Source organism: Burkholderia sp. Ax-1720 (assembly GCF_011753035.1).
Taxonomy (GTDB): Bacteria; Pseudomonadota; Gammaproteobacteria; order Burkholderiales; family Burkholderiaceae; genus Burkholderia; species Burkholderia gladioli.
Map to the genome: position 1 here is coordinate 21,094 of NZ_VWWK01000031.1, position 22,025 is coordinate 43,118.

23 protein-coding genes are annotated in these 22,025 nt (G+C 68.1%); 15 read left to right on the plus strand and 8 right to left on the minus strand.

Features of this window, described 5'->3' with window-relative positions:
- Positions 1-58: 58 nt before the first annotated feature.
- Both F3J18_RS12500 and F3J18_RS12505 read right to left on the minus strand, forming a co-directional pair.
- Positions 59-943, minus strand: a complete 885-nt coding sequence (locus tag F3J18_RS12500; RefSeq protein WP_166912973.1) for a sel1 repeat family protein — start codon at positions 941-943, stop codon at positions 59-61.
- A gap of 13 nt (positions 944-956) precedes the next feature.
- Positions 957-1,430: a hypothetical protein gene (locus F3J18_RS12505; RefSeq protein ID WP_025100656.1), complete on the minus strand. Its 474-nt coding sequence runs from the start codon at positions 1,428-1,430 to the stop codon at positions 957-959.
- Positions 1,431-1,748: 318 nt separating this feature from the next.
- On the opposite strand from F3J18_RS12505, the gene F3J18_RS12510 reads away from it, so the two are divergent.
- Both F3J18_RS12510 and F3J18_RS12515 read left to right on the plus strand, forming a co-directional pair.
- A complete protein-coding gene (locus F3J18_RS12510) occupies positions 1,749-2,525 on the plus strand; it encodes an HAD family phosphatase (RefSeq protein WP_240155431.1) in 777 nt (258 codons plus the stop codon).
- Positions 2,526-2,838: 313 nt separating this feature from the next.
- On the plus strand, positions 2,839-4,080 hold the full coding sequence (locus F3J18_RS12515; RefSeq protein WP_166912975.1) for an FAD-dependent oxidoreductase: 1,242 nt from the start codon (positions 2,839-2,841) through the stop codon (positions 4,078-4,080).
- A 70-nt stretch (positions 4,081-4,150) separates the two neighbouring features.
- Here the strand turns inward: F3J18_RS12515 and F3J18_RS12520 are convergent, their stop codons facing one another.
- Positions 4,151-5,038, minus strand: a complete 888-nt coding sequence (locus F3J18_RS12520; protein WP_025100659.1) for a LysR family transcriptional regulator — start codon at positions 5,036-5,038, stop codon at positions 4,151-4,153.
- Positions 5,039-5,162: 124 nt separating this feature from the next.
- On the opposite strand from F3J18_RS12520, the gene F3J18_RS12525 reads away from it, so the two are divergent.
- The 7 genes from F3J18_RS12525 to argE are packed head-to-tail and all read left to right on the plus strand — an operon-like array spanning position 5,163 to position 10,745.
- A complete protein-coding gene (locus tag F3J18_RS12525) occupies positions 5,163-6,011 on the plus strand; it encodes a transporter substrate-binding domain-containing protein (protein ID WP_025100660.1) in 849 nt (282 codons plus the stop codon).
- A gap of 10 nt (positions 6,012-6,021) precedes the next feature.
- The gene (locus tag F3J18_RS12530) at positions 6,022-6,693 is read left to right on the plus strand and encodes an amino acid ABC transporter permease (protein ID WP_025100661.1); all 672 of its coding nucleotides are present in this window, start codon (positions 6,022-6,024) and stop codon (positions 6,691-6,693) included.
- Positions 6,683-7,345: an amino acid ABC transporter permease gene (locus F3J18_RS12535; protein WP_025100662.1), complete on the plus strand. Its 663-nt coding sequence runs from the start codon at positions 6,683-6,685 to the stop codon at positions 7,343-7,345. The genes F3J18_RS12530 and F3J18_RS12535 overlap by 11 nt, the downstream gene beginning before the upstream one ends.
- 55 nt (positions 7,346-7,400) lie before the next feature.
- Entirely contained in the window at positions 7,401-8,366 is a 966-nt protein-coding gene (locus F3J18_RS12540) for an agmatinase (protein ID WP_166912976.1), read from the plus strand.
- Positions 8,367-8,383: 17 nt separating this feature from the next.
- Positions 8,384-9,112: an amino acid ABC transporter ATP-binding protein gene (locus F3J18_RS12545; RefSeq protein ID WP_166912977.1), complete on the plus strand. Its 729-nt coding sequence runs from the start codon at positions 8,384-8,386 to the stop codon at positions 9,110-9,112.
- A gap of 59 nt (positions 9,113-9,171) precedes the next feature.
- Positions 9,172-9,579: a RidA family protein gene (locus tag F3J18_RS12550; protein WP_025100665.1), complete on the plus strand. Its 408-nt coding sequence runs from the start codon at positions 9,172-9,174 to the stop codon at positions 9,577-9,579.
- Positions 9,576-10,745 carry an acetylornithine deacetylase gene (argE, locus tag F3J18_RS12555; protein ID WP_166912978.1) on the plus strand — a complete coding sequence of 390 codons (1,170 nt, stop codon included), beginning with the start codon at positions 9,576-9,578 and terminating at the stop codon, positions 10,743-10,745. The genes F3J18_RS12550 and argE overlap by 4 nt, the downstream gene beginning before the upstream one ends.
- A gap of 39 nt (positions 10,746-10,784) precedes the next feature.
- On the opposite strand, the gene F3J18_RS12560 is transcribed toward argE, so the two are convergent.
- Positions 10,785-12,164 (minus strand): DHA2 family efflux MFS transporter permease subunit, encoded by a 1,380-nt coding sequence (locus F3J18_RS12560; RefSeq protein ID WP_025100667.1) that lies wholly within the window; start codon positions 12,162-12,164, stop codon positions 10,785-10,787.
- Between the two features lie 173 nt (positions 12,165-12,337).
- Positions 12,338-13,237 carry a hypothetical protein gene (locus F3J18_RS12565; protein ID WP_240154607.1) on the minus strand — a complete coding sequence of 300 codons (900 nt, stop codon included), beginning with the start codon at positions 13,235-13,237 and terminating at the stop codon, positions 12,338-12,340.
- A 520-nt stretch (positions 13,238-13,757) separates the two neighbouring features.
- Here F3J18_RS12565 and F3J18_RS12570 point away from each other — a divergent pair.
- The 5 genes from F3J18_RS12570 to F3J18_RS12590 all read left to right on the plus strand — a co-directional run bounded on the left by F3J18_RS12570 (position 13,758) and on the right by F3J18_RS12590 (position 18,076).
- Positions 13,758-14,345, plus strand: a complete 588-nt coding sequence (locus F3J18_RS12570) for an SEL1-like repeat protein (protein WP_025100669.1) — start codon at positions 13,758-13,760, stop codon at positions 14,343-14,345.
- Positions 14,346-14,469: 124 nt separating this feature from the next.
- Positions 14,470-15,288, plus strand: coding sequence for a hypothetical protein (locus tag F3J18_RS12575; RefSeq protein ID WP_025100670.1), 819 nt, complete (start codon positions 14,470-14,472; stop codon positions 15,286-15,288).
- A 108-nt stretch (positions 15,289-15,396) separates the two neighbouring features.
- Positions 15,397-16,407, plus strand: a complete 1,011-nt coding sequence (locus tag F3J18_RS12580; protein WP_166912979.1) for a hypothetical protein — start codon at positions 15,397-15,399, stop codon at positions 16,405-16,407.
- A 125-nt stretch (positions 16,408-16,532) separates the two neighbouring features.
- Complete coding sequence (locus F3J18_RS12585) at positions 16,533-17,552, plus strand: hypothetical protein (protein ID WP_166912980.1); 1,020 nt, start codon at positions 16,533-16,535, stop codon at positions 17,550-17,552.
- A gap of 275 nt (positions 17,553-17,827) precedes the next feature.
- Positions 17,828-18,076, plus strand: a complete 249-nt coding sequence (locus tag F3J18_RS12590) for a 4-oxalocrotonate tautomerase family protein (protein ID WP_025100672.1) — start codon at positions 17,828-17,830, stop codon at positions 18,074-18,076.
- 45 nt (positions 18,077-18,121) lie between these two features.
- Here F3J18_RS12590 and F3J18_RS12595 read toward each other — a convergent pair whose 3' ends face one another.
- Complete coding sequence (locus F3J18_RS12595; protein WP_166912981.1) at positions 18,122-18,577, minus strand: Lrp/AsnC family transcriptional regulator; 456 nt, start codon at positions 18,575-18,577, stop codon at positions 18,122-18,124.
- 139 nt (positions 18,578-18,716) lie between these two features.
- Between F3J18_RS12595 and megL the strand changes: the two genes are divergently transcribed.
- Positions 18,717-19,913 (plus strand): methionine gamma-lyase, encoded by a 1,197-nt coding sequence (gene megL, locus F3J18_RS12600; protein ID WP_025100674.1) that lies wholly within the window; start codon positions 18,717-18,719, stop codon positions 19,911-19,913.
- A 21-nt stretch (positions 19,914-19,934) separates the two neighbouring features.
- On the opposite strand, the gene F3J18_RS12605 is transcribed toward megL, so the two are convergent.
- Together F3J18_RS12605 and F3J18_RS12610 are read right to left on the minus strand one after the other, a co-directional pair.
- A complete protein-coding gene (locus F3J18_RS12605) occupies positions 19,935-20,990 on the minus strand; it encodes a helix-turn-helix domain-containing protein (RefSeq protein WP_025100675.1) in 1,056 nt (351 codons plus the stop codon).
- Between the two features lie 493 nt (positions 20,991-21,483).
- On the minus strand, positions 21,484-21,987 hold the full coding sequence (locus F3J18_RS12610) for a hypothetical protein (RefSeq protein WP_240156393.1): 504 nt from the start codon (positions 21,985-21,987) through the stop codon (positions 21,484-21,486).
- Positions 21,988-22,025 lie beyond the last annotated feature (38 nt).

Sequence of the window (22,025 nt, forward strand, 5' to 3'; positions counted from 1 at the left end):
CGACGCTGGCACGGAAGCTGGCTTGACTTATTGAAAGGTTTTTGAAGGCTGACGGCGATCAATCGGCTTTCGGGCAGGCTTGCCGGGCCTGCTGCATGCCCTGGTCGTAGGCGGCGGCGAAATCGGCCGCCGACAGCGTGGCGCCGAAACGCGCCGCGAGCCGCTCGCGCGGCCACTTGCCGTTGCCGGCCGACGCGGCGAGCAGGGCATAGGCGATCGAGGTCGCCGGATCCTGCGCGCCGAACTGGCCGCTGCCATAGGCGCTGGCCAGCAGCCCGGCGGCCAGCGGGTCGCAGTTGCCGGCGGCATCCCGCAGGTGCTCGCGTGCCTCGCCGCGCCATTGCCGCACGCGCGGGTCGTCGGCGTTGTCGCCGAGCGCGGCGCTGCCCTGGCCGAACGGCCCTTCGATGAAGTAGTCGACTTGCGCGTCGCCGCGCCCGGCGCGGGCGGCCTGGGCCAGGAACTGCAGGCGTTCGTCGACCTGCGCGGCGCTGACGTTCGCGCAAAGCCGCGCCTCGCGGCTCGCCGATGCTCGGGAGTCCGATGCAGCCGCATCGCCTGCCGGCTGCCGCGTGGCCGCCTCGGCGCAGACCGATTCGGCCAGGTACACATGCCAGGCCGCATCGGCGTCGCCGCGCCGGGCCGCGCCCGCGTACTGGTCCACATATTGCGCGACGGTCTTGCCACCGAGATCGACCAGGCGCCCGCTGCTGCCCACCAGTTGCGCGCCCGCGTCGTCGACGGCGGCGCGCCCGGCCGGCGCCTCGGGATTCGAGAAGCTCGAGGCGCCGGTGCTCCCGAGCTTCGAGGCCACCGGTGCGCTGACCGGCGCCGAACTTCCCACCGGCTTGCCGCCGCGCGCGAAGCACCAGGCGAGCACCAGCGCGAGCGCCGCCAGCATGATCGCTGGCGTTCCCAGGCGGCGTGCTCGTCGTGTGCTCATGGCGGCGGCCTGCTTACCAGAGATAGCAGTAGGTTTCGTTGCTCTCGAGGTTGTTGCCGAGCGCCGGCTGCGAGAGATCCTTCACCCAGCCGTTCGGCTCGTCGGGCGTCGGCGTGTCGCCGCAGTTGGTGTGCACCCAGTGGATGCCGACGTCGCCGCCGGTATAGAGCTGGCCGCACAGCTCGAGCTGGTCGCCGACTCGGATCTGCGTCAGCGGATCGGGCACGCTCTTCTGGTTGCGGCGGTAGCCGTTCGCGAACACGTTGTCCATCGCCACGTCGTAGGTCCGGCCGTCGGTGCCGCGCAGGTTCACGTGCGTGTGCGAGAGATAGATGCCTTGGCGCTGCGAGCCCGACACGAACACGGGCGCGCTCAACACGGTGCCGGTGAGCAGCGAGCCGCCCTGGCAGAGATCAGCCGCCGAGGCGGTCAGGGAAGCGGACATCGAAGCGGCGGCCAGTGCCAGGCCGATCAGGATTTTTTTCAATCTGGATTCCCCCTCAGGAATGGAATGTCGAACGGACATCGCACCGATGCCGAGGCGCACGACGCGGTGTCGGCGACTACGGTAACGAAGCCTCGATGACGTCGCGATGAATTCGCGGGCCCTGATCGCGATCATTTCGCATGCGTCGCCGGATGGCCGGACATGCGCATCGGTCTCAGCACAATAGGCGCTGCGCGTGGCTTATGCGAGCGACAAAATGATTGCGTCGCCAAGCATCGACGATGCTCGCGATCGATGCGGGATTCGTATCGCGCCGGTGCGGAGTGAGGCCTGCTCCGATTTACAATCGAGGCCTTCATGGCCGATTCCGTATTCAATTCCGCTGCTCTCATGCCCGCCTCCGATTCCACCGACACCGGCAATTCGTTCCATGCCGCCGACGCGAGCGGCAAGCTCGACCGATCCTCTTCCGAGCCCGCTTGCCGGGCGATCCTCTGGGACATGGACGGCACGCTCGCCGATAGCGAGCCGCTGCATTTCGCCTCGCTGGCGGCTGCCTTGCATCACTTCGGCGTGCAGGCCGACGAGGCGCTGCATGCGCTGACCGTCGGCATGACCGGGCGCGATGCCTACCGCTTCTGCGTCGAGCGCTACGGGCAGGCATTCGATTTCGCGCGGTGGTCGCAACTGCGCGCCGATACCTTCGCCGCGAGCCTCGGAACCTTGCGCGCACGCGAGGGCGCGCTCGCGCTGTGCCGTGCCGCCCAGCGCGCGGGCTTGCGCCAGGCCGTGGTGTCGAACGCGGGGCGCGGCACGCTCGACGCCGGCATCGGCGCGCTCGGCCTGGATGCCTGGCTGACGGTATCGATCAGCGCGCACGACGTGGCGGCCGGCAAGCCCGCGCCCGACGGCTATCGGCTCGCCGCCGCGCGGCTCGGCGTGAGCGCCGCCGAGGCGGTGGTGGTCGAGGACAGCCCGCTCGGGGCGCAGGCGGGCGTGGCCGCCGGCATGCGCGTGCTGGCCTGGCTCGATGCCGCGAGCGATGCGCGCGCCTATCCGCGCGAGGCGCGGGTGGTGCGGAGTGCGAAGGAACTGGCGGATGCGCTGGGCCTGGCGATCGATCGCGAGGCTTGATCGGCTGGCTAGCGGCGCTCGGCGGCCTCGCCGCTGATGGCGGACCAGCCTGCGATAGCCTGGAAAGCTGCATGCGCCGGGATGGCCGGACGTCGAGCCCGCGGAGTCGATCGGCCGACCAGGGCACGGCGCGAAATCATCGGCCCGGGCGTTGCCGCGCGCGCAATGAACGGCGATACTCACGGACGCCGATTCTCCCGGGCTCGCGATCGCGCGGGCCGCCCTGCACGCGACGGCGCGTTTCAAACGCCGCCGGCCCATTCCGGCGCCGCCCGCGCGGCATCGACCGGATAACAAAATAGAGGAACGCCAGATGGACGTAGTGGATGTATTGATCGTCGGTGCCGGACATGCCGGCGCCAATTGCGCGATGGAGCTGCGCAAGGCCGGTTTCGAAGGCAGCGTGATGCTGTTGTCCGACGAAACCGAGCTGCCTTACGAGCGTCCGCCGCTGACCAAGGACTATTTCACCGGCGATCGCGGCGGCGAGCAGATCCGCTTTCGCACCGCCGAGGCCTGGCTCGAGCGCGGCATCGAGGTGCGGCTCGCGCATCGCGTCGAGGCGATCGAGCCCGAGGCGCATCGCGTGCGCCTGGCCGACGGCGCCACGCTGCAATACGGCAAGCTGGTGTGGGCCGCGGGCGGCACGCCGCGCCGGCTCGCCTGCGAAGGCGCGACGCTGGCGGGCGTGCACGTGATCCGCGCCAAGCACGATATCGATGCACTGAAGGCCGACCTGGCCGGGCGCGAGCATGTCGTGATCGTCGGCGGCGGTTACGTCGGCCTGGAGGCGGCCGCCTCGCTGACCAAGCTCGGCGGCGTGCGCGTGACCGTGGTGGAAGCGCAGGACCGCCTGCTCGCGCGGGTGGCCGGCGAGCCGCTGTCGGCCTTCATCGAGGGCGAGCATCGCGCGCGCGGCGTGGAGATCGTCACGGGCGCGCAGGTCGCCGCGCTGAAGGGGCAGGACGGGCGCGTCAGCGCGGTCGAGCTGGCCGATGGCCGTTCGATCGCGGCCGACCTGGTGATCGCCGGCATCGGCATCGTGCCGACCGCGCAACGGCTGCTCGATGCGGGTGCGCAGGGCGGCAACGGCGTCGATGTCGATTCGCAGTGCCGCACCACGCTGCCCGACGTCTACGCGATCGGCGATTGCGCGCGTCGCGCGCATCCGCTGGTGGCCGGCGCCGCGCTGCGCATCGAGAGCGTGCCGAGCGCGCTCGAACATGCGCAGATCGTGGCCGCCTCGATCACCGGCAAGCCCTCGCCGAAGCCGGGCGTGCCCTGGTTCTGGTCGACCCAGTACGACCTGCGCATCCAGATGGCCGGGATTCCCGACGGCTATGACGAGGTGGCGGTGCGTGGCGACTTGGCCGCGCGCTCGTTCCTGGTGCTCTACCTGCGCGGCGGCCGCCTGATCGCGCTCGACGCCGTGAACGCCACCAAGGACTACGTGCAGGGCCGTGCGCTGCTGGCCGCCGACGTCACGCTCACGCGCGAGCAGCTCGAGGACCTCTCGGTGCCGCTGCAGGCGCGCATGCCGGTGGCGAGCGCCTGAGCAGCACGCCGCCGCGCGGCGGCACGGTGCAAGGCCGTGCCGCCCTTCGAGGCTCGTTTCAAGGCTGATTTCAAGGCCGATGCGTTTCCAGCAGCAGGTTCAGGAACGCCTCGACGCTGCGCGTGACCGGCCGCGCCTCCTCGACGATCGCGCAGAACGACACCGAATAGGCCGGCGAATCGGGCAGCACCTCGAAGCGGTAGCGCGGCGCGAGCCGCGCCACCAGTTGCTCGGGCAGCAGCCCGACGCAATGGCCGGTGGCCACCATCATCGCCACGGCCTCCAGGCCGACCACTTCCGGCCCCTGCGCGAACCCCTGGCTCGACAGCGCGTCCTCCACGAACGGATGCGAGCGATAGACCAGCGGTAGCCGGCGCGTATCGCCGGCCGCGCGCAACTCGCCCGCCACGTCGGGCCGGTAGAACACGCGATGGGTTTCCTCGAACAGCGGATAGTGGCGAAACCCGGCCGCGCGCTTGTAGGCGCCGCGGATTGCGACCTGCACGCGGCGCTCGACCAGCGCGGCGCTGAGATCGCGATAGGTCATCACCGACAGCGAGGGGCGCACCAGCGGCGCGATCCGGTGCAGCTCGGCCAGCGCCTGCGGCACGCGGCAGCCCTCGTGGCTCAGCACATGCTCCGACATCCCCAACTGCAGCGGCCCCGACAGCACGCCGCGCACCGCGTCCACCTCGGGCTTGATGCGCTCCAGCGCCTCCAGCGCTTCCGAGGCCACGCGCAGCGCCACCTCGCCGCCCTCGGTCAATTGAAAGCCGCCCGGCCCGCGCTCGCAGAGCTTGAGGCCCAGGCGCGCCTCCACCTCGTTGATGTGCCGGCTGATCGAGGCCTTGGACATCGCCAGCACGCGCTCGGCCGCGGCGAAACCGCTGGCCTGCGCGGCCGCGCAGAACACGCGCAACGAGCGCAGGTCGCGCTCGTCGAGGTCCATTTTCTTCATCGATCGCGCCCCGCGAAAGTTTCGGTTTCCGAAACCATATCAATAAAAAAATGAATTTCCAAAACTATTTGGCGTGTCTACATTGGCCTTCAACCACCCCCCACCGCTACCAGGAAGCACCGCCATGAGACCGCTGAACCGACGTCAATTCCTTGCCCTGACGGGCAGCGCCACGCTCGCGCTGGCCGCGCCGTCGATCGCCTTCGCGGAGGGCGGCACGCTGGCCGACATCCGCAAGCGCGGCGTGCTGACGGTGGGCACCGAGGCGGCCTACGAACCTTTCGAATTCGTCGAGAACGGCAAGGTGACCGGCTACGGCCACGACATCCTCGAATACATGGCGGGCAAGCTCGGCGTGAAGCTGAACCAGATGAACCTGCCGTTCCAGGGCCTGCTGCCGGGCCTGATGACGCACAAGTTCGATTTCGTCGCCACCAGCGTTGGCATCAATCCGGAGCGCGCGCGCCGCTTCGCTTTCTCGCAGCCGGTGGGCGTGGTCGACACGGTGCTGGTGGTGCGCGCGGGCGACACGGCGGTCGGCAAGCCCGAGGACGCGGGCGGCAAGATCGTCGGCACCCAGATGGGCTCGTCCTCGCAGCCGATCGCGCAGGCCTTCGATACGCAGTTGAAGGCGAAGGGCGCCGGTTATGCCGACATCAAGCTGTTCCAGGCCTATCCGGACGTGATGGTGGCGCTGCAGAACAAGACGCTCGACATCGGCATCATGCCGTCGAACATCGTCGCGGTGCTGATGAAGAAGGAGCCGGGGCAGTTCCGCGTGGTCGGCAAGATCGGCGAGCCGAAGATGCTGGCCTGGGTCGCCAATCCGCAGGACAAGGAGATCCGCGACTTCATCAACGCCTCGCTGAGCGAGCTGGAGAAGAACGGGCAACTGGCCCAGCTGCAGAAGAAGTGGTTCGGCTACACCATGAACCTGCCGACCAGCGGCTACCTGCCGGAAGGCGCGGTCTGAGGCGCGCGCGATGGCATCGGCATCCTTCCTCGACGGCGCCATGCTCGGGCCGTTCCTGCACGACGTGGCGGCCGGCGCGGCCACCACGGTGATCGCGAGCGTGGCCGCGTTCGCGATCGGCATCGTGCTCGGCGCGCTGCTGCTGCTCGCGCGCCAGCACGGCGGGCGCGTGGCGGCGGCCTGCGTGCTCGCCTACGTGAGCCTGATCCGCGGCGTGCCGGCGCTGATCCAGATGCTGGTCGCCTACTACGTGCTGCCCGCGCTGCTGGACATCACGCTCTCGCCCCTGCAGGCCGGGATCCTCGCGCTGGCGCTCAACACCGCCGCCTACATCTCGGAGATCCTGCGCGGCGCGCTGCATTCGCTGGGCCGCGGGCAGATCCCGGCGGCCCGCGCACTCGGCATGTCCCCGGTGCAGGTGTGGCGCCACATCGTGTTCCCGCAGTTGTTCCTGCGCTCGATCCCGCCGCTGACCAGCGAGTTCACCATGCTGCTGAAGGCCTCCTCGCTGCTGTCGATCATCGCCGTGCACGACCTCGCGACGGTGGCGCGCGACGCCACCTTGCAGACCAACCAGCCGCTGCAGGTGTTCAGCGCGGCGGCGGCGGTCTACTTCGCGATCCTGTTCCTGGTCTCGTCCGCCTCGCGCGGGCTCGAACGCAGGCTGTCCCATGTCCATTGACGTTTCCATCATCACCGCCTCGATCGGGCCGCTGCTCGAAGGGCTGAAGGTGACGGCCCAGGTCTGCGTGCTCGGCATCCCGCTCGGCATCGTGGCCGGTACGCTGGCCGCCTATTGCCGCGCGATGCCCTCGCGCCTGCTGCGCGCGCTCTCGCTCGCCTATGTCGAGATCGTGCGCAACGTGCCCTTCCTGATCCTGGTCTACCTGAGCTTCTTCGGCCTGCCCAAGCTCGGCTTGCGGGTGCCCGCCTTCGCGATCGGCGTGGCCGCCACCGCCTTCTATACCGGCGGCTACTTCTGCGAGATCCTGCGCGCCGCGCTGGCGAGCCTGTCGCACGGGCAGGTGCAGGCCGCGCGCTCGCTGGGGCTGAACGCCTTCCAGGTGCAGCGCCACGTGGTGCTGCCGCAGATCTTCGGCTTCCTCGCGCCGGCCACCACCAGCCTGACCATCATGATGTTCAAGGACAGCTCGATCTTCTCGGTGATGAGCCTGGCCGAGATGACCTACCAGAGCAACCTGCTGACCGCCGATACCTTCGCCTACGTCGAGGTGCTCGGCACCACGGCGCTGATCTACTGGTCGTGCAGCGTGCTGCTCGACATCGCCGGGCAGTGGGCCGAGCGCGCCGCGACGCGCTACCGCCACGCCTGATTCCATTCCCGACGAAGCGCTCATCGCATCATCCACATAAAGAGGAATACTGACAATGACGCAAGCCCTGACGGTCGCGCCGCGCACCGGCCACAAGACCCTGCTGTACTCGGAACTCGCCCTCGACCTGGACCATCTGGTGGCCGACATCGCCGTGCTCGGCATGCCCTATGGCGCGGCCTATTCGGCCTCCGACTTCACCAACGACCAGACCAACGCGCCGGCCGCGATCCGCCAGGCCACCGACCGCGTGGTGCGCTCGCCCGGCCATTACGACTTCGATATCGACGGCCCGCTGCTGCAGGAGCGCGACGACATCCGCTTCGTCGACTGCGGCGACGTGATCGCCGACCTGGCCGCGCCGGGAAGCCACTACCAGCGCGTCGAGGCCGCGGTGCGCAAGATCCTCGCGGCCGGCGCGCTGCCGATCGTGATGGGCGGCGACCACGGCATCACCACGCCGGTGCTGCGCGCCTTCGATACGCTGGGGCCGATCACCCTGGTGCATGTCGATGCGCACCTGGACTGGCGCGACGAGGTGAACGGCGTGCGCGAGGGCCTGTCGAGCCCGATCCGCCGCGCCTCGGAGATGAAGCACGTGGCGAAGATCGTGCAGATCGGCCTGCGCGCGCAGGGCAGCGCGCGGCCCGAGGAACTGCGCGCGGCGCAGGCCTACGGCTCGGAGCTGGTGAGCGCCTACGAGCTGCACGACGTCGGCATGGATGCCGTGCTGGCGCGCATTCCCGACAACGGCAACTACTACCTGACGATCGACGCCGACGGGCTCGACCCTTCCGTGATGCCGGCCGTGGCCGGCCCGGCGCCGGGCGGCGTGACCTTCCTGCAGGCGCGCAAGCTGATCCACGGCCTGGTGAAGAAGGGCCGCGTGGTCGGCATGGACATCGTCGAGATCCAGCCCGAGAAGGACGTCAACCAGATCTCCTGCATCACCGCCGGCCGCCTGATCCTGAACCTGATCGGCAGCGCGATCCGCGCCGGCTATTTCGACGGCAAGCGCTGAGCGCGAGGGAGGCTTCGATGATCGAGATCCAGCAGCTCGGCAAGCACTACGGCGCGTTCCAGGTGCTCGACGCCTGCACCGCCAGCGTCGCCAAGGGCGAGGTGGTGGTGGTCTGCGGGCCGTCGGGCTCGGGCAAGAGCACGCTGATCAAGTGCGTGAACGGGCTGGAGCCGTTCCAGTCCGGGCAGGTGGTGGTCGACGGCATCAGCGTGGGCGCGGCCGGCACGCGCCTGTCGGCGCTGCGCGCGCGCATCGGCATGGTGTTCCAGCACTTCGAGCTGTTCCCGCACATGAGCGTGCTCGACAACATCGTGCTCGCCCAGCTCAAGGTGCTGGGCCGGCGCCGCGACGAAGCCGAGGCGCGCGCGCTCGCGCTGCTCGATCGCGTCGGCTTGCGCGCGCAGGCCGGCAAGTATCCGGCGGCGCTGTCGGGCGGCCAGCAGCAGCGCGTGGCGATCGTGCGCGCGCTGGCGATGGACCCGGCCGCGATGCTGTTCGACGAGCCGACCTCGGCGCTCGACCCCGAGATGGTCAACGAAGTGCTCGAGGTGATGACCGACCTGGCCCGCGAGGGCATGACGATGATGGTGGTCACGCACGAGATGGGCTTCGCGCGGCGCGTGGCCGATCGCGTGATCTTCATGGAGCGCGGCGCGATCGTCGAGGATGCCGCCGCCGACGCCTTCTTCGAGGCGCCGCGCTCGGAGCGCGCGCGCCTGTTCCTGTCCCGCATCCTTACGCACTGAGCCTCACGCATTGCGGCGGCCTCGCCGCTTTTCCCAACCCTGCCACTGCCTGATTCCCCATGGAACATATCCGCATCCGCCCGTTCAACACCAAGCACACCTACCCCGAGCAGTCGCTCGACAACGACCTCGCGCAAGGGGTGGTGGCCGGCAAGATGGTCTTCCTGCGCGGCCAGATCGGCCAGGATCTCGACACTTCGCAATCGGTCGGCATCGGCGACGCCGCGGCCCAGGCCGAGCGCGCGATGGCGAATGTCCAGATGCTGCTGGAGGAAGCCGGCAGCAAGCTCGAGGACATCTGCAAGATCACCGTCTATCTGACCGACGTGCGTTATCGCGAGGCCGTCTATCGCGTGATCGGGCGCTGGCTGAAGGGCGTGCACGCGGTCTCGACGGGGCTGACCGTGACGGCCCTGGCGCGCCCGGAATGGCTGGTCGAGATCGACGTGATCGCCGTCAAGCCATGAGCGCGCCGCGCGATCCGGTCGAGCTGCTGGCGCGGCTGGTGGCGTTCCGCTCGATCAGCCGCCAGCCCAACCTCGACCTGATCGGCTTCGTGGCCGACTACCTGCGCGGATACGGCGTCGAATCGCGGCTGGTGCCGCACGCCGACGGCACGCGCGCCAATCTCTACGCCACCATCGGCCCGCGCGATCGCGGCGGCCTGTGCCTGTCCGGCCATGCCGACGTGGTGCCGGTGGCGGGCCAGCCCTGGAGCAGCGATCCGTTCGAGCTGGTGGAGCGCGACGGCCGCCTGTATGGACGCGGCAGCTCGGACATGAAGGGCTTCCTGGCCTGCGTGCTGGCCGCCGTGCCGGCCTTCGTCGCCGAGCCGCTGGCGGTGCCGATCCATCTCGCGATCAGCTACGACGAGGAGATCGGCTGCGTGGGCGTGCGCGACCTGCTCGACGAGCTGGCGCGCGATGCGGCGCGGCCGCTGGGCTGCATCATCGGCGAGCCCACCGGCATGCGGCTCGGCTCGGCGCACAAGGGCAAGCGCGCGTATCGCTGCTGCGTGCGCGGGTTGGCGGCGCATTCGGCGCAGCCGCAGCTCGGCGTCAATGCGATCGAGTACGCGGCCGAGCTGGTCACGGCGCTGCGCGGCAGCGCCCGCGCGCTGGAGACGGAAGGCGCGCGCGATGCGCGCTTCGATCCACCCTGGAGCACCGTGCAGACCGGCACCATCGAGGGCGGCGTGGCCGTCAACGTGGTGCCCGACCGTTGCGCGTTCGACTTCGAGATTCGTGAGTTGCCGGGGCGCGATGGCGAGCGGGTGATCGAGGCGCTCACGGCGCTCGCGCGCGATACGCTGCTGCCGGAGATGCGGCGCGTGGCGCCCGAGGCGGCCATCGAGCTGGAGCCCTTGTCCGCCTATCCCGGCCTGCGCGACGATGCCGGCTCGCTCGAGCTGAAATCGCTGTGCGCCGGCTGGCTCGGCGACGAGCGCGAGACCACGCTGTCGTTCGGCACCGAGGGCGGGCTGTTCCAGTCGATCGGGATTCCGGCGGTGGTTTGCGGCCCGGGCTCGATCACGCGCGCGCATCGCGCCGACGAATACGTGCGCCGTGACGAGCTGGCGGCCTGCATGAGCTTCCTGGTGCGCTTCACCGAGCACTGCCGCGCGCCCGGCTGAGGCGAGCCGCGCGGTGGCCGGGCTGCCGCGACTCGCCGCTCAGTGGCTGCCGCGCGTGCCGGCGACGGCGGGCTTGCTTTCCAGCTTGCCGAACACGAAGGTCGACAGCACCGTGATCGCGCCGACCAGCAGGAAACTCATCTGGATGCCGAACAAGGTCGAACTGCCGTGCGCGCTCAGCAGGCTGGCGAAGCCGCCGCCGATCGACACGCCCAGGCCGGTGGCCAGCATCTGCACCATCGAGAACAGGCTGTTGCCGCTGCTCGCGTCGCGATGGGACAGATCCTTGAGGGTGACGCTGTTCATGGCCGCGAACTGCATCGAGGTGGCGCCGCCGAACGAGGCCATCAGCGCGAGGTCGAGCAGCAACGGCGTGTGCGGCGAGAGCGTGGCGAAGCCGAGGATCGAGATGCCCACCACCAGCGTGTTGACCTTCAGGAAGGGCACGTAGCCGTAGCGCCTGACCAGCGGCGCGATCATGCGCTTGGTGATCACGCCGGCGACGGCGGCCGGCAGCATCACCAGCCCCGCGTGCAGCGGCGAGTAGCCGAAGCCGAGCTGCATCTGCAGCGGCAGCAGGAAGGGCACCGCGCTGCTGCCGATCCGGCACACCAGGTTGCCGATCAGGCCGACGCTGAAGCGGCGCTCGAACAGGCCGAGCCGGAACAGCGGCTGCTCGCGGCGGCGCGCATGCGCGACATAGGCCAGCACCGCGAGCGCCGAACCGAGCGCGGCCAGCACGATCCAGCCCACGTGCGAGGCGGCGCCCGGCATGTCGAGCGCCAGCGAGCTGCCGAGCATCGCCAGCGACAGCAGGGTGCAGCCGATCAGGTCGAAGGGCTGCCGCTCGTCGAGCCGGTCGGCGGGCAGGTAGCGCTGCACCGCGAGCAGGCCGACCGCCGCGATCGGCACGTTGACGAAGAAGATCCAGCGCCACGACAGCGCCTGCGCGAACCAGCCGCCCAGCGTGGGGCCGACGATCGGCCCGACCTGGCCGGCGATCGAGATGAAGGCCAGCGCGCCCACGTAGGCTTCGCCGGGCACGCTGCGCAGCACCGCGAGCCGGCCGATCGGCAGCAGCATCGAGCCGCCCACGCCCTGCACCACGCGCGCCACCACCAGCTGCGTCGAGGTATGCGAGCCGGCGCAGGCCAGCGAGCCGATCGCGAACACCAGGATCGCCGCGAAATAGACCGAGCGCGTGCCGTAGCGGTCGGCCAGCCAGCCCGAGGCGGGCGTGAGCATCGCCATGGTGAGCGTGTAGGCCACCACGATCGAGCGCATCGAGAGCGTGTCCTCGCCGAAGGCATGCGCGATCGAGGGCAGGGCGGTATTGACGATGGTGGTGTCGAGCGCCTGCATGAAGAAACCACCGGCCACGATCCATAGCAGGGCCGATTGGGAAACAGAACGCGTCATGTCGGGAGAGCGGGAGTCGATAAGGAAAACGAGCGCGCGGCGGATCCGTGCGCCGGGCCCCGGCGCTTGCGCCGAGGCTTGCAGTTTGCCAGAGCAAGCTTACGGAGACGCGACAGCCCCGCGCCGCGGTCTTGGCGGCCCCCGGCGGTGCTATCGACTGCGTTCGGCGCTCGTCATTTCGCCGGGCAGCGGGCGGTGGCGCCGACCACGTTGTCCTTGCGCGGATCGGGATCGCCGCCGACGGTGACCACCGACAGCACGCCGACGGCGTTGCGATAGGTGTAGCTGCAATAACCCACGCCGGTGCCCGAGCAGTCGTTCACCTCGATCACGCCGTGCCTGGCGAGATCGGCCGCCACGTCGTGGAGCGGGTCGCCGCGCTTCGCACGCACCGGCTTCCAGCCCTGTGCGATGAGGATCTTGCGCGCCTCGGCGATCGACTTGCCGAATACCTTGGGCACGCTCGCGCGGCCTTGGCAGAACGATCGCGAGGCGGCCACTTCCGTCAGGCGCAGCCCCTCGTCCTGCTGATGCAATTCGGCGACCGGGCCGCCGACGCCTTGCCCCTCGCCGACCAGCAGCCCGCCCGTCTCCAGCGGATCGAGCCTGCCGAGCTGCCAGTCGGCCTTGCGCGCGGTATAGGCGAGCGCGATCAGGCGCGTGCCCTCGAAGATGCCGATGTTGGCGTTGCGCGGCGTGCAGATCGCGCTGGTGCCGGGCTCGAAGCCGCTCGCGAACGACACCGCGCGATAAGGGCCGAGCGGTGCCTCGGACATCACGAACCAGCCGAGCTTCTCGACCTCGCGGCCGGCGGCCGACAGCGCATCGGCGGGCTCGCGGTAATGCGCGCAGAACTCGGCCGGCGCATCGTGCTCGGGCGAGGGCGGCAGCACCGCGAGCGGCACCAGCGAGGCACCCGTCACCTCGGAAGCGGTGCTTGGCGTTTGAGCCGTCGCCGCCGGCGCGATCGCCGACAAGATGGATGCGCACGCAAGCATGGCGGCCGCCAGGCCGCGACGGGATGCGCGCGCGGATGTCGGCGCCGCGAAGGTCGGCTGAAGGGCATGCAGCATGCTGCGAGTCTCCGGAAAAGGACGGTTTGGGCGCCCGCGGCCGGCCGCGGGCGAGGCCATGATGCCCCAAAACCGGGGCAGGGTTCACACCGACAAAGTTCCTGTCGAATTTTCGATGAGACGGACAGTAACCAATCGTGGACGGCGAGGCACTCGTTTTTTCGGCTGGAGAATTTAGGATTCGTCTTCACGAACAGCCGGAAAGACACGGCTCGCGCTGAAATCTCATAAATTTATCGTCGCCCCCGATGGCGGCGAATCGCGTGGAATCCCTTGGGGGGGATCGTCTGTCGATGGCTCACCCAATCCGGCACGGAAGGCCGGCGCTCGCGAGCCGAAACATCATGAGAACCAGGCTGGCGGGCGAGACGTTCCGGCATAGAGAGAAACCGCGGGCCGCATGCCTGCCGAAGTTGAAACGTTTGGCTCACGCGCCGCGAGGCGCGTGAGCGCTTCACCGCCTCGGGGCGGGCGTCGGAAACCGGCAGTCGATGCGACTCGATTCGAGCCGGGGGGAGTCATGAAGTGCCGTCTGTTGGTGCCGTCGCTGTCCTTGCTGTTGCTGGCTGCCTGCGCGCAGCCCCAGCCCAGCGACATGGTCCGTATCTGCGACGGCCAGGGCTGTTCCGATCGCCCGAAGAACCAGGTCACCACGGAATTCAAGGACGGCGTGAACGATCGCGAGGACCCTCGCATCGCGGCGCTCAAGGAGAGCGCGAAGGCGCAGCCGAAGGCCGCCTACGATCTCGGCCTGCGTTATTTCCGCGGCGACGGCGTGCGCCAGGACAGCTACCAGGCGCTCAACTGGATGCGCAGCGCCGCCGAGCGCGGCGACCTGCGCGCGCAGAAGGCGCTCGGCGCCTACTACCTGTTCGGCCTCGAGGAGATGGGCCCGGACCCGCGCGAAGCGGAAAAATGGCTGTCGATCGCGGTGGGCCGCGGCGATAAGGAATCAGAAAAGCTGCTGCAGCAGGCCCGCGAAGCGAAGAAGGCCGACGAGGAAGACTTCAAGTGGCGCACGCGCTGGCGTGACGTCTATTACGGCTATTGGAATTCGGGCTATCCGTACTACGGCACCTGGCAACAGACCACCTGGTACTGGTACTGACGAATTCCGAAGCATGGGGGGCCGCGACGGGGAGACCAATCCTTTCGCGAACCATGCCGGGGGGCTTATCTAGGTTCGCACCGACGTGTAAGCCGTACATCGTCTCACTTGATTCGACAACGATATGAAAACCTATCCCATCACCAGGATCGCGGCGGCCGCCGCCATCGTCTCCTCGCTCGCCGCATGCGGCGGCATGGTGACGCCGGGCGGCCAGGACATCGGCGTGAGCGGCGCCGCGGGCGGCGCGGCCAGCGCGGGCGCCGACACCAAGCTCGAGCACTGCGCGCAGCCGCTCGGCACGATCGCCGTCGACGACGGCCGCAACGCGGACTGGTTCGGCCCGTTCGGCAGCGCCACCAAGGTCACCAGCATCGATCCGCTGCTGCGCCTGGCGGTCCAGCAATCGAACTGCTTCGTGATCACCTCGGTCGGCAACCAGAAGACCGACGCGCGCCTGCAGCGCATCACCGCGCTGCAGCGCAGCTCCGGCGAATACCGCGCCGGCTCGAAGCAGCAGAAGGGCCAGCGCGTGGCGGCCGACTACTACATGGAGCCGACCATCGTGGTCAACGATTCGGCGATCGGGGGCATCGGCGGCGCGATCGGCGGGCTGATCGGCAACGGCGCGATCTCGGCGCTGGCCGGCAGCCTCAAGAGCAAGGCCTCGGTGGTCACGCTCACGCTGTTCGACGTGCGCTCGGCCGTGCAGATCGCGGCGGCCGAAGGCAGCTCGACGGCCACCAACTGGGGCGCCGCGCTGGGCGGCTTCGGCGGTGGCGTGGGCGGCGCGCTCGGCGGTTTCTCGTCGACGCCGGAAGGCAAGGCCACCGTGGTCGCCTTCATCGACGCCTGGAACAAGATGGTGGTGGCACTGCGCAGCTACAAGGCGCAGGACGTCAGCGGCGGCCTGGGCCGCGGCGGTACGCTGAAGGTCAACTAAGCAAGCTGCTTCGACGCGGCGGCCGCCGGCCGCTGCGCGGCCCGCGCCGCGTCAGGCGGGCCGCGCCCTTCGCGTCGTCTTCCCTTTGATTCGCTTCCCGAGGTCGCCATGAAAAAAGCCGCCGCGCTGATCGCGCTCGCCTGTCTCGCCCTGACCGCCTGCGGCGGGGACGACGATGTCTCGTCCGCTTCGGCGGGTTCCTCCAGCTCCGCCGGCTCCTCGTCGGGCGGCGGCGGTTCGACCAGCGGCACCGGCGGCAGCAGCGGCACCAGCGGCGGAACCAGCGGCACCAGCGGAACCGGCAGCACGCTCACGCCGCGCTTCGAGGCGATCGCGACGGCCGCCGACGGCGCCAGCTTCCTCACGCTGGTCAATGGCGAGGGCGCCAAGGGCTTCCACTATCTCGCCGACCTGTCGTTCGCGGGCGACAGCACGATCCGCTCGATCTTCGTCAACGACGGCGCGGGCGCGGTCTATACCTACGAGTTGCAGAGCGCGCAGTCGGGCCAGGCGGCCTTCCTCACGCAGGTGAACGCGGAAGGCGCGCGCGGCTTCCGCTACGAAGGCGAGCTGGGATTCGGCAACCTGTATCGCAGCGACGGCACGTCGGCGACCTACAGCTACCAGCTCGCGCCGGCAGTCGGCAGCCCGGCCGACTTCGTCACGCAGGCCAACGGGCAGGGGCAATCGGGTTACTGGCAGGTCTCGCCGCTGTTCCTCGATTCCACCGAGGTGACGCTGTACATGAAGAACAATGCCTCGAACGCGACCTACACCTACGAGGCGGTGGCACCGAGCGCGTCGGCCGCGGATTTCGTCACGCAGGCCAACAGCGAGGGCGCGCGCGGTTTCCGCGCCAAGGGCACGCAGGTGTTCGGCAGCGCCTCGGCCACGGTCTACGTGAAGGACCAGACGCAATCGCCGACCTTCACGTACCAGAGCGCGGCCGTGCAGACCACCAACAGCGGCTTCGTCACGCAGTCGAACACGCTGGGCACGCAGGGCAATGCCTATTTCGGCGATCTCGCCTTCGGCACGGCGGTCAGTTCGTTCTACTTCAAGCCGGCGAACTGCACGGGCTTCCTCTGCACCACGCTCAATCCGCTGATCCAGAACTGAGCGTCGGCCGGCCAGCGCCTCTTCGAGGCGCGGCCTTGCAGGCGACCGCTTCACGGCCCGTCGATGTCATGACGGGCCGTTTCATTTTCATTACAATTTCGGCTCGCCAAACCTGAGAGACCATCATGAGAAAAACCGCGGCGCTACTCGCGCTCGCATGCACCACCCTGTCCGCTTGCGGAGGGGATGGCGATGGCGCATCCACGCCGCTGGGCGCAGCGTCGTTCGCCGATGCGTCGAAAATCGGCGATGCCGTGGCGAGAACGAGCGGCAACGTCGCCACGAAGGCCGAGGCAGTCGGCAACGGGGCCGTGCTCACGCCGCGCTTTGCCGCATTTCCGTTCCAACTGGACAAGGCGAGTTTCCTCACGCTCGTCAACAGTCAGGGTGCGAAGGGTTTTCGCTATCTCGGCAGCCAATCGTTCCTTGGCGACAGCGGCAACAAGACTCGCCTGCTGTTTGTCAACGACGGCTCCAGTTCGGTCTATACCTACGAATTGCAGAGCGCGGTTTCGGATCAGGCCGGTCTGCTCGCTCAGTTGAATGCGCAAGGCGCGCGTGGTTATCGCTACGACAATGCCATCAACTATGGCACGCTCTACCGCAAGGACGATTCGTCGGCCACCTACGCGTACCAGATCCTGCCGCGCGTAGCGAGTACCGACGAATTCCTCGTTCAGGCCAATACGCAGGGACAATCGGGTTATGGCTTCGTATCGACGCTGGTGGTCGACTCGAACATGGCGATCCTGTACATGAAGAACAGCGCCTCGAATGCCGTTTATGGCTATCACGCCTTGCCATTCGCTTCTTGGCCTGTCGATGTGCTCGCACAGGAAAACGACGAAGGGGCGCAGGGATACCGCGCGAGAAGCCCGTATTTCTTCGGTACCGAAACCGTGACGGTCTATATGAAGGATCTGACCCAGGCATCGAGCTTCCGCTACGAGAAGACGGACGAGCAACCCACGATGGGGCTGACGAGCGCCGGTTTCGTCGCGCAGGCCAATGCGCGAGGCGCGCAGGGGTATGGGTATTACGGCGACCTGGCGTCGAGCGCCACCATGACGACGTCGATCTACTTCCAGCCCTCGAATTGCGCTGGTTTCCTCTGCACCACACTGGATCCGCTGACGCAGAACTGAGCGTGCGAGCCATCGCAGGCAGCACCGCGAGCGCGGCCGTCCTTCGACGGCCGCGTTTCTTTATTTCTCTCCAGAAAGACGCCTTCCCCGTCCCAGGTAAGAATCCTTCCTTTCCTCCCGATTTGCCGTGGGAAAACGAAATCAAATTTCACGCGCGGCGCCGCAAACTCGAGCCGCTGCCCAGGGCGGGATGACCGTCGATACCGTCACGACCTTCCGCCCTGGGCAGCAAGTCCGGCTCTACGAGTCATTTCGAAGGATCCAAGGAGGAAATCATGCCGCTCGTCACGATCAAGGGAATCGAAGGCGTATTCAGCGAGGAACAGAAGCAGCTTGCCATCAGGAAGGTGACCGATGTACTGGTCGACATCGAGGGAGAGAGGATGCGTCCCATCACCTGGGTGATTTTCGAGGAGGTGAAGGGCGGGGACTGGGGCATCGCGGGAAATTGCCTCGGCGCCGCCGATGTCAAGGCGGTGCAGAGCGGCGCGGTGTCGGTGCGGGACGCTATCGGCGCGCCATGAGGCAGACCTCGCGGCCGCGCGGCGAGCGGCGCGGCCGCCGCGGGCTCAGTCCACCGGCAGCTTCCAGCCGCTCTTCACGGCCTTGAGCGAGAACGACGATTCGATCGCGGTGACGCCGGGCAGCATGCGCAGCCGCGTGCTCACGAATTGGCCGTACTCCTGAAGATTGCGCGCCACCACGCAAAGCAGGAAATCGGTGCTGCCCGACACGTTGTGGCACCAGACCACTTCCGGAATCAGCAGCACCTCTTCCTCGAACGCCGCCTGCAGCTTCGGCAGATGACTGGAGAAGCGCATCTGCACGAAGGCCGTGACCTCGTAGCCGAGCGCCTGCTGGTTCAGCACCGCCTGGTAGCCGGCGATCAGCCCCGCCTCCTCGAGCGCCTTGACGCGTCGCCAGGTCGGCGCTTCCGCGATATGCAGCTGCTTGGCGAGCGCCGCGTTGGTGGTGCGGCCGTCGTCCTGCAAGGTGCGGAGGATCAGGCTGTCGCGCTTGTCCATGGCAAATCCGGTTCGAAAAGGTGGGTAAGAATATAACCGCGATACGCCAAATCAAGGTCATTTTTATAAAAAAATTTCCAGGACTGCGAAGCAGAATTTCATGCGCTGGACCCACTTCCCATCAGCCGAGGTCATCGTCATGAAGATCGCTTCACCGTCTTTTTCCACCCGCGCCATCCACACCGGCTACCAGCCGACGAGCCATCACGGCGCGCTCAACCCGCCGATCTACTGGTCCTCCACCTTTGCGTTCGAGAGTGCCGCGCAAGGCGCGGCGCGTTTCGCCGGCGAGGAGCCGGGCATGATCTACACGCGGGTGACCAATCCGACCGTGCAACTGCTGGAGGAGCGGCTGGCGGCGCTGGAGGGCGGCGAGGCCGCGCTGGCCTTCGGCTCGGGCATGGGGGCCATCTGCACTCTGATCTGGACCCTGCTGCGCCCCGGCGACGAGCTGGTGGTCGACCTCACGCTCTATGGCTGCACCCATGCGCTGGCCAATCACCTGCTGCCGGAATTCGGCATCGTGACGCGCGCGGTGGACCTGAGCCGGCCCGAGAACCTGCTGGAGCACCTGAATCCGCGCACCCGGCTGGTGCTGTTCGAGACGCCGGCCAATCCGAACATGCGGCTGGTGGACATCGAGGCGGTGAGCGCCTTGGTGCATGCGCGCAGCGAGGCACTGGTGGCGGTGGACAGCACCTATTGCACGCCGTATCTGCAGCGGCCGCTGGACTTGGGCGCGGACGTGGTGCTGCACTCGCTGACCAAGTACATGAATGGCCATGGCGACGTGATCGCCGGCGCAATGATCGGCGGCGCCGAACTGATGGGCCGCATGCGCATGGTCGGCCTCAAGGAGCTGACCGGCGCCTGCCTGTCGCCGATGGATGCCTTCCTGGTGCTGCGCGGGCTCAAGACCCTGCCGGTGCGCATGGATCGGCACTGCCGCAGCGCGCGCCGGATCGCCGAATTCCTGGCTGCCTGCCCACAGGTGGAAGCGGTCTACTATCCCGGCCTCGAATCGCATCCGCAGCACGCGTTGGCGATGCGCCAGATGTCCCAGCCGGGCGGCATGATGGCCTTCGATCTCGATGGCGGCGTCGAGGCGGGGCGGCGTTTCATCGATGCGCTGCGACTGGTGACGCGCGCGGTCAGCCTGGGCGATGCCGAGAGCCTCGCGCAGCATCCCGCCAGCATGACCCATTCGACCTACAGCGAGGAAGAGCGCCGGCACCATCTGATTGGCGATGGCCTGGTGCGTCTGTCGGTGGGCCTGGAGGACGAGGCCGACCTGATCGACGACCTGCGGCAGGCGCTGGCGGCGGCCGTGCGCTGAACGCGGGCCGCCGGCCCCGGCCTACAGCGACACGAAGGAGCGCATCCAGTCGCTGAAGTTGGTCGAGGCGGCCGACTGCTCCGGCGAGGCATGCGCGTACTCGGATTCGCGGCGGAATTCGCGCGCGGCCACCTCGCTCGGCGTGCAGCCGAACTTCTCCTTGAACAGGCGGCTGAAGTGCTTCTCGTTGACGAAGCCGTGCCGCCACGCCACCTCGGAGATCCGCATGCGTTTCGCGGTCGGGTCGATCAGCAGGTTGCGCGCGCGATGCAGGCGCTTGTGCTGGATCAGCCGCGCCACGCCGCCGGTCGGCTCGAACAGCCGGTAGAGCTTCGAGCGCGAGATGCCCATCGCCTTGCAGATGCGGTCCGGGCTCAGGTCGGGCGAGAGCAGGTGCTGCTCGATGTAGTCGCGCACACGGTTCACGAACATCGCGTCGAGCTCGGTCTCGGCCTGCTTGAGCGTGTCGAGCGTCGGCGCCAGGCAGGCCAGCAGCATGTTCTTGGTGGCCTGTACCGCATAGGGCATCTCGCCGGCCGAGACCACCGACATGTTCCGGCGCAGCGAGCGCAGGTAGTCGGCCAGCATCGAGCCCATGCCGTGCGACAGCGAGCGGCCGTGCAGCGCCGCCGCGCCCGCCGGCAGCAAGTCGCGCGGGATCACCATGCAGATCGTGTCGCCGGTGCTGACCTTGAGGTCGAAGGGCGTGGCCAGGTCGAGCACGCACATGTCGCCGGGGCCGATCAGCACCGGGTCGCGGCCGGCCGAGCCGGACAGCGTCTCGCTGATCTGCAGTTGCAGATAGTAGCCGTCGAGCCCGTCCGAGCGGATCCGCTGCGCGGAACGGCTCATCGCGTGCTCGACGCGATGCTCGGGATGCAGCCATTGGCGGCCGCCGAACATGATCTGGTCGAGCAGCGTGAAATCGAACTGCGAATCGTAGGGGACATGCTCGTCCTCGAGCAGGCCGATGTCGAACAGCGCACCGGTGTCGGCGCGCCAGGCGTCGAAACGCTCGCGCGCCGGCGCATAGGACGTCGAGAACCGATAGCTCAAACCCTCGGAAGTCGTGCTCATCGTGATCTTGTCATCACCCGTTGCTTATTATCGAAATGCTGGCGCCGGATTTCACCCCCAAAGGGAAATCCGTCCGGCCCACGCGGTACTGCCTCGCCGGAAAAACAGGGACGCCAATGCGGTCGGCCGGAATCGCGCGATTCACCTGGAATTGCGCCGGCTTATGGTGTGTATCTTGGTGTGTATCTTTTTGAATGGTACACAGTCGGCTTATCGGGCAGGTGACATTTTTCTTGTATCGACCGGGCCGAGGATCTGGACGTGTGGCGGGAAAAGCCTGCCCAGCCTGCGCCTGGGCAGGGATTCCGGGCGCCGGCGAACGAGTCGTCGAATTCGAGCCGGATATTGTGTGGTAAATGCGAACGAGTGCCGATCGGGCAATCGCATTGTTTTTCAGGTGTTTTTCAATCGACTTGGCAAGTCGAATGCCGGACCGTCGTATCGCGGCAACGATGATACGGATCTGTATCTATTCGAATCCGGATTTCGGATATTAATTGCGCCGCCCATTTAAGGTGGCGGATATCAAATCGCATCGCCGATTAAGGTGTCGCGCATGAATGTCGATCGGCGTGTCACGGTTTATCGATTGAGAATACGGAATGACCGATTGCGCCTCACGCATGTCACGCCAGGCGCCGAGGTAGGCGCCGACCGTGACGGCGGCCAGTTGCGCGTCGTGCAGCGCGAGCAGCGGCTCCAGCGCATCGCGCGCGGCCCGGTCGAGCCGGTAGGGCGCGCCGCGCGCGAAGCTGCCTTGCAGGGCGAGGTCGGCGCGCCGGCAGCAGGCGGCGAGCGAGGGCATCGAGGCGATGCCGCGCAGCGCCTGCGCGAGCCGGATCACGTTGGCCAGCACCCCGAGCGGCGCCGGGTCGTGGCAGCGGCCGAGCAGCCTGGCGAGCGCGAGATGATGCCTGAGTTGCAGCGCGCGCCGCTCGTGTTCGGGCAGCGGGCCCTGGAGGGGAATGGGATGGCGCATGACGCGGTGCCGGTGCAAGGAAGGGCAGGCTCGCGGGCAGGGGCGAGGTGGACGCG